At 72.4% G+C, this 10,333-nt stretch carries 9 protein-coding genes and 2 pseudogenes; 5 read left to right on the top strand and 6 right to left on the bottom strand.

The features are described from left to right. The 3 genes and pseudogenes from I3F54_RS31370 to I3F54_RS31380 all read left to right on the top strand — a co-directional run. Positions 1-202 (top strand): annotated as a pseudogene (locus I3F54_RS31370) (cytochrome ubiquinol oxidase subunit I); the annotation flags it as partial. Continuing rightward, on the top strand, positions 202-576 hold the full coding sequence (locus I3F54_RS31375; RefSeq protein WP_240122322.1) for a hypothetical protein: 375 nt from the start codon (positions 202-204) through the stop codon (positions 574-576). The pseudogene I3F54_RS31370 and the gene I3F54_RS31375, both read left to right, overlap by 1 nt. 398 nt (positions 577-974) lie before the next feature. Continuing rightward, positions 975-2,246: a phosphatase PAP2 family protein gene (locus tag I3F54_RS31380; protein WP_240122330.1), complete on the top strand. Its 1,272-nt coding sequence runs from the start codon at positions 975-977 to the stop codon at positions 2,244-2,246. A gap of 141 nt (positions 2,247-2,387) precedes the next feature. Here the strand turns inward: I3F54_RS31380 and I3F54_RS31385 are convergent, their stop codons facing one another. From I3F54_RS31385 to I3F54_RS31400, 4 genes and pseudogenes are all read right to left on the bottom strand, one after another. After that, positions 2,388-3,548, bottom strand: a complete 1,161-nt coding sequence (locus tag I3F54_RS31385; RefSeq protein WP_240122323.1) for a DUF3103 family protein — start codon at positions 3,546-3,548, stop codon at positions 2,388-2,390. A 272-nt stretch (positions 3,549-3,820) separates the two neighbouring features. Then, on the bottom strand, positions 3,821-4,336 hold the full coding sequence (locus I3F54_RS31390; protein WP_240122324.1) for a universal stress protein: 516 nt from the start codon (positions 4,334-4,336) through the stop codon (positions 3,821-3,823). Between the two features lie 164 nt (positions 4,337-4,500). Continuing rightward, positions 4,501-4,666: pseudogene (locus I3F54_RS31395) on the bottom strand (PIG-L family deacetylase); the annotation flags it as partial. A 173-nt stretch (positions 4,667-4,839) separates the two neighbouring features. Next, on the bottom strand, positions 4,840-5,280 hold the full coding sequence (locus tag I3F54_RS31400) for an OsmC family protein (protein WP_240122325.1): 441 nt from the start codon (positions 5,278-5,280) through the stop codon (positions 4,840-4,842). 377 nt (positions 5,281-5,657) lie between these two features. Between I3F54_RS31400 and I3F54_RS31405 the strand changes: the two genes are divergently transcribed. Next, the gene (locus tag I3F54_RS31405; protein WP_240122326.1) at positions 5,658-7,136 is read left to right on the top strand and encodes a glutamate--cysteine ligase; all 1,479 of its coding nucleotides are present in this window, start codon (positions 5,658-5,660) and stop codon (positions 7,134-7,136) included. A gap of 38 nt (positions 7,137-7,174) precedes the next feature. On the opposite strand, the gene pgm is transcribed toward I3F54_RS31405, so the two are convergent. Then, positions 7,175-8,815, bottom strand: a complete 1,641-nt coding sequence (gene pgm, locus I3F54_RS31410) for a phosphoglucomutase (alpha-D-glucose-1,6-bisphosphate-dependent) (RefSeq protein WP_240122327.1) — start codon at positions 8,813-8,815, stop codon at positions 7,175-7,177. A gap of 264 nt (positions 8,816-9,079) precedes the next feature. Continuing rightward, entirely contained in the window at positions 9,080-10,087 is a 1,008-nt protein-coding gene (locus I3F54_RS31415; protein WP_240122328.1) for an MASE1 domain-containing protein, read from the bottom strand. A gap of 53 nt (positions 10,088-10,140) precedes the next feature. On the opposite strand from I3F54_RS31415, the gene I3F54_RS31420 reads away from it, so the two are divergent. Next, positions 10,141-10,333 (top strand): hypothetical protein (locus I3F54_RS31420; protein WP_240122329.1); only part of this gene is annotated, 193 nt, incomplete at its 3' end.

The following is a 10,333-nucleotide window of genomic DNA, read 5'->3' on the forward strand; positions in this document are numbered from 1 at the left end:
CGACCCGTGGGGCTACGGCCGTTCGCTGGAGTGGGCGACCTCCTGCCCGCCGCCGCGGCACAACTTCTCCACGCTGCCGCGGATCCGCAGCGAATCCCCGGCGTTCGACCTGCACCACCCCGAGCTCGGCGAACTGGGCGAGAAGCAGACCACCGGCCGGTGGGACGCCATCGACACCGCCGGACACGAGGGCGAGCGGTGATGACGGACACGTCGCCCGGGCACGTCACCGAGGAACAGGCGGCAGCGCTGACACGTCAGATCGAGGGATACCTCCGTGCCCAGCGCGACCGGGAGCAGGCCCGGGCGGAGGCCGAGGCCTTCTGCGCCCGCCTGCCCTGGCTCACCTCCGCGCAGGCCGAGGACGTGGCACGGCACTATGCCGAGCGGCGTCTGGAACTCACCCGGCAGACACTGCGGCACACCGTGCGCCACGCCGGGGAACTGCGCCGGGAGTACGAGGCCCGGTACGCCGCGCTGCGGCATCGGCTGATCACGCGGCATGTCGTCGTGGCGTCCACGGTGGTGGCCTGCGCCACCGTGCTCAGCGCCGCGCTGTGCCTGCTGGGGCGCTGACTGCGGCGCCGCCCCACTCACGCCCTGCATGGTCGACCATCCCACGGCCGGGACGACCTGCGGCAACCGGACCGGTGAACGCCGCGCAACGGCTCTGCTACGGCCACATCGGCACGGCTGCCGCACGCTTCGAGTCGCCTGCCGCGCACCCGGAAACGGGAACGGCGCACGCGGTCGGGGGCACCCGATCGACCGCTCGCCACACATCGGTAACCCGCCCCTCGCACGCGCGACACTCCGATAACATGTTCGAACTCGCGGTGATCGTGGCCGTCTTGGCCGCCCGCCCACAACCCGACATCGAGCAAATCGGCCAAAAATTGACATCTATATCATCGCGGGTGTTTTCGCGAATAGACAACAGAATCCCTCTCACCGCGTTGCGTCAACCGCGGGCGATACTGTGGGCCGCCGTAAGTGCGGTGGCGCTCGGATTTCTCGTCGCGTTGGAGATCGCCGCACGTCACTACGGCCTTCCGGGGCCGATCACCAACCAGGTCAAAGAGGTGGTGCTCGCCCCGAAATCGGGGCCGCTGCTCTATGCCAGCATGGCGTTGATGATGGTGGTGCTGCCCTGGCGGCAGCGGTTCATCGCGGCCGGTGTCGCGGTCGGTATCGACATCGCGTTCTTTCTGGTGCGGTGGGCGTTCCACGCCAAGATGATGTTCGGCAATGGCGCCTTGTGGGTGGTTCTGGGTTATGCGGTGATCGCCGTCACGCGGCGCACGGGCCGGGAGCGCGTCCTGCTGCTGAAGGGCGTCGGGCTGGGCCTGCTGCTGGTCGCCGGCCGCAAGACCGGGGACACCTGGCTACTCATCACGTCGAAGACCCGCCCGGTGGTGCTGGACCAGTACGCGGCCGTCGCCGACCACGCGCTGGGCAACCCGTCGTGGCTGGCGGGCCGGATCGTCTCGGCGACCGGCACGGTCGGCGCGCACGTTCTCGACTACGTCTACATACAGCTCGCGGTCGCGGCGGTCGTCGTCGCGCTGTACCAGCTGCGCCACGTGGCGGTCGAGCGCAGTTTCCCCCGCCACCATCTGGTGCGCACGTTCTTGGTGATCGGCCTCCTCGGGCCCGGCATCTACATGCTCTTCCCGGTGGTCGGACCGGTCTTCGCGTTCGGCGGCGACGGCGGGCACTGGGCAGTGGCCGACCTGTGGCCGCACACGCCGCCGGCCGTCGTGACGCCGCATCACATGCCGTTCGACGAGATCACCCCGCGCAACTGCATGCCCAGTCTGCACACGGCGTGGGCCACCGCGATCTTCATTCATTCCCGCAGGGGGCCGCGAGCCCTGCGGTACGCGGGCACGTTCTGGCTGATCGCCACCCTGGCCGCGACGCTGGGCTTCGGCTATCACTACGGCACGGATCTCGTCGCCGGCGTGGTGTTCACGGTCACCATCGAGGGCGCGCTGCGCTCGCTCGAGCGGGGCTGGGACCGGTCGGGGGTCCAACTCGTCGCCTACGGAACGGCCGTCTTCGCCGCGCTTCTGGTGTCGTACCGCTACCTGCCCCTGGAGATGGCCGGGCATCCGTGGGTGTTCGGGCCGCTTCTCCTGCTGGCGACGGGCTCGGTGATCCACTACTACCTGCGGACCACGAGGACGTGGGAGCCGAAGCCCCTTCCGGCACTGCAGCCGGAGCCGCAGCCCGAACTCGTCTGAAACCCGTCCCGTCGTGCGGCGGGCCCGGGCCGGGAGAGCACCGGGGCGCGGGCACGCGAGGGAGCGGAACGTGGTCGAAGGGACGAAAGGGCCGGCGGGAACACCGCTCACGCCGGCCCTGCGCCGTCGTCGGCGCGTGTCTCAGAACTCCTGCACGTAGTACGGCTCGACGGTCATCCAGCCGTTGCCGCGTGCGCCGTGCCGGGTGCCGTTGTCGCTCTGGGCCAGCGTGTACCAGGAGTCGACGTAGTCCGGGTCGTCCCTCCACCACTTGTCCGGCATGGCGTCCAGGACGGCGTTCACCAGCGGGATGTAGGCGCCCTGGTCGGTGACGGTCAGCAGGACGGCAGCGATGGCCTTGGCCAGGTCGCGGTAGTTGGTGCCGCCGTCGTCCTCCATCATCACGGCATCGGCCAGGTCGTACTTGTAGGACGACCAGTTGACCAGGATCTGGTTGGGCCGGTAGACCGTGCCCTCGTAGTCGAGGTAGGGCATGTCGACGGGGTCGACCCGGACCTTGCCGTCCTGGCCGAAACCGGTGACCAGGGTGTAGATCTCGGCGGCGCCCTTGAACCAGGGCTCCTCGTCGTCCGAGAGCTCGACCGCGGATATCCGCGTCGTCCAGAAGCCTCCGCCGGACGCCGCCGCCGGTGTCCGGTCCGCCGAGACCCGTGCGGGGGCGGGGCCGGCGGATGACACGCCGTACCGTGCGAGTTCCTCGTTCAGCACGTCCAGACCGGCGTCCAGGGCCTTGGCGCCGTCGATGTCGACGACGTACACGGGGTGCGCGGGCGCCGTACGGGCGTCCAGGGTGTGTGTGCGGCCGCGGCTGTCGTAGGCGGTGAGGGTGGCGGTGGGCTCGTCCGAGGTGGCCGCCACCACCCAGGGCGCGGTGCCCGCGTCGAGCGCGGTACGCATGGACGCGTCCCCGAGCCGCAGCCTCAGCAGCGAACCGACCCCGGCGTCCAGGCCCTTGGCGGCGGCGATCCGGCGGTCGTCGGCGACCAGGGCGGTCTTGAGGGAGACGGGGGCGCGGCCGGCCAGGGCGGTGACGTCCACCTCGTCGGAGGTGAGCGCCGCCCTCCGGACGCGGGCACGCCAGGCGGGGTCGGTGAGGGAGCCGGCCAGTACGCGCGCGGCATGGTCCTCGGCGGCGCGGACGGCGGACGCGGGGTGGGGGGCCTGCGGCGCCGCCGAGGCGGGCAGGGCGTTCAGGGTCTGACCGGTGCACAGGGCGGCCAGGGTTGCCGCGGCGGCCACGAGGCCGCGCCGGCGGCTGTGCCGGGTATGACGGGGTCTCACGAGGATCGATCCTCCTGGGGCGAGTGGTCGATGTCTCACTGTCAGATGGAGCCCGTGGAACGAATCTATGCGGGTAGACACCCACAGTGACCAGCATGACGCGGACATGACACTCACACAAGAGGGGTTCACGACAGGGACGGTGAGGCCCGGAAGGGCGGTCGCGCCGCTCCGCCGCTCCCTCTCACACCGCCCGGACCGCCTCCTGCGGCGCACGCGGCCGGGCCGGTCTCTCGGGCCGCCGACCGGGGCGCCGATGGGATCCGGCCGGTCTACATGTGGTGCGGCAGGCTGGGTGGCGGCGGTGGGAGCGGCGGTGCCGCGATCGTGTCCGTACCGGGGGCGACTTCCGGCCAGACCAGCAGCACGGGGCAGGGGGCGTGGTCGACGACGAACCGGCCGGCGGGGCCGAGGCTGTGGGGTCCCAGGCGACTGCGGTCCCCGTCGCGGGCCAGGACGAGCAGGTCGGCTCCCTCGGCGGCGGCCACGACCTCACGGTCGACGTGCCCGCTGCGCGCGGCACGCGTGCACGGGCGCCCCAGCCGCTCGGCCGCTTCCTCCAACAGCCGCTCACCGGCGGCTGCCGCCGTATGGTCCACGGCTTCGCCGGGGTCCCGGTCGTGCCGGGCGCGGCCCAGCAGTTCCGCGATGGCCCCGTGCGCGGCGCCGGTGTCCCCGGAGTCGGTCACATGCAGCAGCACGATGTCGGCGCCCTCGGGGGCGTGGGAGCGGGCGGCGTCGACGCAGGCCGGCCAGGTGTCTTCGACGATCCACGCGATGACGGTCACGACGGTCGGCCTCCGATCATGTGCAACGGGCCCAGAGTGCCATCACCGCGCGCCGATGGACGACCGGCACGGCGAGAGACCTCGCCGGGTCGACCCGACCGGCTCCACGTGGCCGTCGTCTTCCCGCGCGACGCGCCGCCGCAGGAGGGAGCTCGGTGAGCGGGCAGCGCGTCGGCCGGTTCTCCGGCTCGCACCGTGCCCGCGGCCCAGGTCGCCGTGACGACCGCGGTTCGCGCGCCCGCTGCCGCGCCGCCGGGCGAGCAGTCCGCCCGCCGGTAGCGACTCGTCGTCGGGGTGCGCGAAGACGGCCGGCAGGCCCGGCGCGGACATCGGCTGGTCCCGTTACGACCCGAGGGACGGCCGGGGGTACCTCGGGCACCCGTCGGGCCCACTGTTCCGTCCACTCCGGCGAGACGGGTCCCGGGGGAACAGTGCACCCCTCCGCTGCGGCGGGTCCGCGCCCGCCGCCGTGACCACGCGGCGGGCGCGGGGTGCGGACGCGGTCAGGCCTCCTCGACGGTCGCGGTCACGGGCGTGCCGACCTCGATGGTGCGGCTCACCGTACAGAGCCGGTCGTGGGAGGTCCTGACGGCCCGGGGAACGATGGCTCGGGCCCGCTCCGCCCCTTCACCGTCCGGGAAGCTGACGGAGAAGGTGACCATGAGGTCGGTCATCCGGTTGCCGAGTTCGTCGTTGATCTTGTTTCCGGTCACCGCGACGGAGAACCGGGTGGGCTCGGCGTGGCGGCTGGTGGCGACGTCGACGTCGACCGCGGTGCATCCGCCGATGGCCGCGAGCAGCAGTTCGACGGGGGTGAACCCCACGTCCCCGTCGGGGCCGGAACCGGTGCCGAAGCTGACGGTGCCGCCCCGGGGGTTGGTCGCGACGAATCGGCCCGTGCCGGTTCGCTCGACGGTGACGGAGCGCAGGGAGTTGTCGGTCATGGCACGACCCTAGCGCCGCTGTGCGGGGGCGGTGGATACCGCTCCGGCGGGACCCGGGCGGTGCATGGCGAGGCCGGCCGCTCGTGGGCCGAACCGCGCCGCTGCGGCGGCGCTCGACGCTGCTCCGGCCGCCGGCTCCGCGCGGGCCACCCGCGGGCCTGGCAACCGTCCGCCCGGCGCGCCTCCCGACCCCACCCCGGCATTCCGTCATGCGGAATTCCTCTTCTGGTATGGGGGCCGGCCGCCGGCCCCCTGCCCGTCTCCTCGCCCCCGGACCCGCCCGTTGCGTCCCCGGGGGGCGGTCCTGCCTTGGTGCAACGCGTGTGGTGGTGGGACGCTGGGTGGGGGTGTCCGAGCAGGGGAACCTGGGAGGGCCCATGGGACGGGACGTTCCGGCGCTGGTGTTCAGCCGTGAGGACCGCCGACGGTACCGGATCAAGATGCAGCAGTGCCTGGAGACCCTCGCCCAGATGTTGCGCGAGGCGCGGTTCGAGTCCGAGCGGCCCCAGGTCGGCCTGGAGATCGAGCTGAACGTGGTCGACGACCGCGCTCTGCCGGCGATGGCCAACAGCGACGCGCTGGAGGCGATCGCCGACCCCTCCTGGTCGACCGAACTGGGGCGGTTCAACCTGGAGATCAACGTGCCGCCCCGGCGGCTCACGGCCGGCGGCCCCGACGCCTGGGAGGCGGAGGTCCGGGCCGCGCTCAACCACGCCGAGAAGCGCGCCGGGTCGATCGGCACGCACCTGATCATGATCGGTGTGCTGCCGACGCTGCGGCAGGAGGACGTCGGCGCCGCCGCCCTGTCCGAGAACCCGCGGTACCACCTGCTCAACGACCAGATCTTCGCGGCCCGCGGGGAGGACCTGCACATCGAGATCGACGGCGCGGACCGGCTGCGCACCTACGCCGACACGATCACACCCGAGGCCGCCTGCACCAGCACCCAGTTCCATCTCCAGGTCTCACCCACGGAGTTCGCGAGCTACTGGAACGCCGCCCAGGCGATCGCCGGCATCCAGGTCGCGCTGGCGGCGAACTCGCCGTTCCTGTTCGGCAGGGAACTGTGGCACGAGACGCGCATCCCGCTGTTCGAGCAGGCCACCGACACCCGCCCGCAGGAGATCAAGGCGCAGGGGGTGCGTCCGCGGGTCTGGTTCGGGGAGCGGTGGGTCACCAGCGTCTTCGACCTCTTCGAGGAGAACCTGCGCTACTTCCCCGCACTGCTGCCGATGTGCGACGAGCAGGACCCCGCCGACGCCCTGGACCGCGGGGACATCCCCGAACTGGGCGAACTCACCCTGCACAACGGCACGATCTACCGATGGAACCGACCTGTCTACGCCGTCACGCACGGCACCCCGCACCTGCGGGTGGAGAACCGGGTGCTGCCCGCCGGCCCCACCGTCGCCGACACACTCGCCAACGGCGCCTTCTACTACGGCCTCACCCGGGCCCTGGTCGAGGAGGAACGGCCCGTGTGGTCGAGGATGTCCTTCGCCGCGGCCGAGGACAACCTCCACAGCGCCGCACGCAACGGCATCGAAGCCCGCCTGTACTGGCCGGGGATGGGCGAGGTGCCGGTTCCCGAACTCGTGCTGCGCCGTCTGCTGCCGCTCGCACACCGGGGGTTGGAGCACTCCGGCATGGACGAGGCATGGCGCGAGCCGCTGCTCGGCGTGATCGAGCAGCGCTGCGTCACCGCCCGCAACGGCGCGGTGTGGCAGAAGGAGGTCTTCCACCACCTCCTCACCTCCAGCCGTTCCGGCCGGCACGAGGCGCTGCGCCGCATGACGCAGTTGTACACCGACTACATGCACCTCAACGCACCCGTGCACACCTGGCCCATCGACTGACGGGCCAGGTCCGGCGCGGCCCGTTCCTGGACGCGCCGTCAGCCTCCCAGGGCGGACAGCACGACGCCCCTGGCCTCCTCCTGTACCCGGGCCAGGTGATCGGGGCCGAGGAAGGACTCCGCGTAGATCTTGTAGACGTCCTCGGTGCCCGAGGGGCGGGCCGCGAACCAGGCGTTCGCCGTGCTCACCTTGATGCCGCCGATGGGGGCGCCGTTGCCGGGGGCCTCGGTGAGCACTCCCGTGACCGCCTCGCCGGCCAGCGTGCCGGCGGTCACCTGGGCCGGCGACAGCTTCGCCAGCAGCGCCTTCTCCTCGCGGGTGGCGGGGGCGTCGGTGCGGGCGTAGGCGGGTGCGCCGAACCGGGCCGTCAGCCCGGCGTAGTGCTCCGACGGCGTCTTCCCGGTGACCGCCGTGATCTCCGAGGCCAGCAGCGCGAGCAGGATGCCGTCCTTGTCGGTGGTCCACACCGATCCGTCACGGCGCAGGAAGGAAGCGCCGGCGGACTCCTCGCCGCCGAAGCCGAGGGAGCCGTCGACCAGGCCGTCCACGAACCACTTGAAGCCGACGGGGACTTCCACCAACCGCCGGCCGAGATCCGCGGCAACGCGGTCGATCATGCCCGAGGACACCAGGGTCTTGCCGATGCCGGCGCCGACGGGCCACGCGGTGCGGTGTGCGTACAGGTAGGCGATGGCGGTGGCCAGGTAGTGGTTGGGGTTCATCAGGCCGCCGTCGGGGGTGACGATGCCGTGCCGGTCGGCGTCGGCGTCGTTGCCGGTGGCGATCCGGAAGCTGTCGCGCTGCTCGATGAGCGAGGCCATGGCGTACGGCGAGGAGCAGTCCATTCGGATCCTGCCGTCCCAGTCCAGCGTCATGAACCGCCAGGTGGGGTCGGTCAGCGGGTTGACCACGGTGAGGTCGAGGCGGTGCTCCTCGGCGATCCGGCCCCAGTAGTCGACGGAGGCCCCGCCCAGCGGGTCGGCGCCGATGCGCAGGCCCGCGGACCGGATCGCGTCGAGGTCGAGGGCACTCGGCAGGTCGGCGACGTAGGTTCCGGCGAAGTCGTACCGTCCGGTGCCGGGCGCGGCGAGCGCCCTGGCCCAGGGGATCCGGCGGACGTCCTTCAGGCCGGCGGCGATGATCTCGTTGGCCCGGTTCTGGATCCAGGAGGTGGCGTCGGAGCCGGCGGGGCCGCCGCTGGGCGGGTTGTACTTGAACCCGCCGTCGGCGGGCGGGTTGTGCGAGGGGGTGACGACCACGCCGTCGGCGAGGCCCGAGGTGCGGCCCCGGTTGTGGGTGAGGATGGCGTGCGAGACGGCCGGGGTGGGGGTGTATCCGTCTCCGGTGTCGATGAGGACGGTCACGTCATTGGCGGCGAACACCTCCAGGGCGGTGACCCGCGCCGGCTCGGACAGGGCGTGGGTGTCGGCTCCGAGGAAGAGCGGGCCGTCGGTGCCCTGCGCCGAGCGGTACTCGCAGATGGCCTGGCTGGCCGCGGCGATGTGGTCGTCGTTGAAGGCGGTCGCCAGCGACGATCCCCGGTGCCCGGACGTGCCGAAGGCGACGCGCTGGCCGGGGTCGGCCGGGTCGGGGTGCAGTGTGTAGTACGCCGTCACCAGTCGGGCGACGTCGACCAGGTCCTCGGGTCCGGCCAACTGCCCCGCTCGCTCGTTCTGCATGCGCCCTCTCCTCCCTGCAGGTCCTGCGTTCGTCGGCGATCTCATCCTCCCCCGTCCGGCGCGGGAATCCGCAACGTGCCCCCGGTTCGTGCGGCTGCCGCTTCCCCGGGCGCAGGCGTGCCGGTCGGCGCGACGGGGCGGACGGCGTTCGGCGGCGCGGCACCGGGGTGAGCGGGGAGGAACCGCGCGGGGCGGCGTGGCACCGCGGGGACGGGGGCGGGGTGAGGCGTGGTGCCCGTACGGGGGTGGTTCCGCCGGGCGGGCTCAGCGGTCCGGGCGGGCGGGCCCCTCGTCCTGCGTCGGGGAGCGCTCCTGCGGGGCATCCGTGGCGGTGAGGTGTTCGAGCACCTCGGCCAGTTCCTGACAGGCGCGTTGCACGGAGCGGCGGGTGTTCTGCTGCTCGGTGATGACGGCGGAGAGCAGGAGCGCCGTCAGCGCCATCGACCCGTTGAAGGCCTGCAGCTTGATCATCACCTGGACGTGGCTCAGTCCCTGGAAGGCTCCCGTCTCGTCGGTCGCGGCCACGGTGATCAGGACAGAGGCGGCCAGAGCGCACAGGACGCTGCCGACGAGCTGGAAGCGCAGCGCCGCCCAGATCAGCAGCGGGTAGACGAGGAACATCAGGCTGAGCGTGCTGTAGGCGGCGAGCGGCACGAGGCAGCAGACGGCGAGCAGCAGGGCGAGCGCCTCCGGCCAGCGGGTCAGGCGCAGGGGCAGGTGCAGGCGGCCGACGAGGATCAGGGCCGGTGTGATGATCAGGACGCCCATGGCGTCACCCACCCACCAGCCCAGCCAGACCGCCCAGAAGCTGCCGGGAGCGATCTTGTCCGTGAGGACGAGGAGGCCTGCTCCCGTGGTGGAGCTGATCAGCATGGCCCCGAGGGCACCCAGGAACACCAGGGCCAGGCCGTCTCTCAGCCGGTTCATCGCGGGACGGAAGCCCACGCGGCGGAGCATGAGGTAGGCGCAGACGGGGGCGGCGGTGTTGCCGACGACCGTGCCGATCACGGTGGGGCGCAGCGGTGTGATCGAGGCGACCACCAGCAGGACGCCGAGGGCGATGCCGGGCCAGACGCGCAGCCCGAGGAAGAGCAGGGCGGCCAGGGCCACACCGGTCGGCGGCCAGATGGGCGTGAACACCGCCCCCTCGACGGTGAGCTGTCTCAGGAGCCCGAGCCGCCCGGCGAGGTAGTAGGCACCTGCGACGGCCAGTATCTGGGCGACGAGGGTGAGAGCTCGGCGGTGGTCCTGCGTAGCCTCCACAGCAGCCATCAGACACCTGCCGCGCCCGGTCGGCGAGGCGAGCGGGCCCGTGGTCCCGCCCCGTGGCCGTGTCAGGCGCCGTCCCGGCCCGCGTCCTGGTCGCTTCCGTCCCGGGGGTGCGGGCGCACGGCGCCCTCCTGCGGGCCCTGTGGCCCGTCCTGGGCACGCGGGGCGTCCGGGCGGTCCCGGCCCTCCGGCGCGCCCCGGGCGTCAGGCACGTCAGGGGCGCCAGCGCCGGCGCGGCCGCCGCCGGTG

The sequence above is a fragment of the Streptomyces sp. MUM 2J genome (genome assembly GCF_022414535.1).
GTDB lineage: Bacteria > Actinomycetota > Actinomycetes > Streptomycetales > Streptomycetaceae > Streptomyces.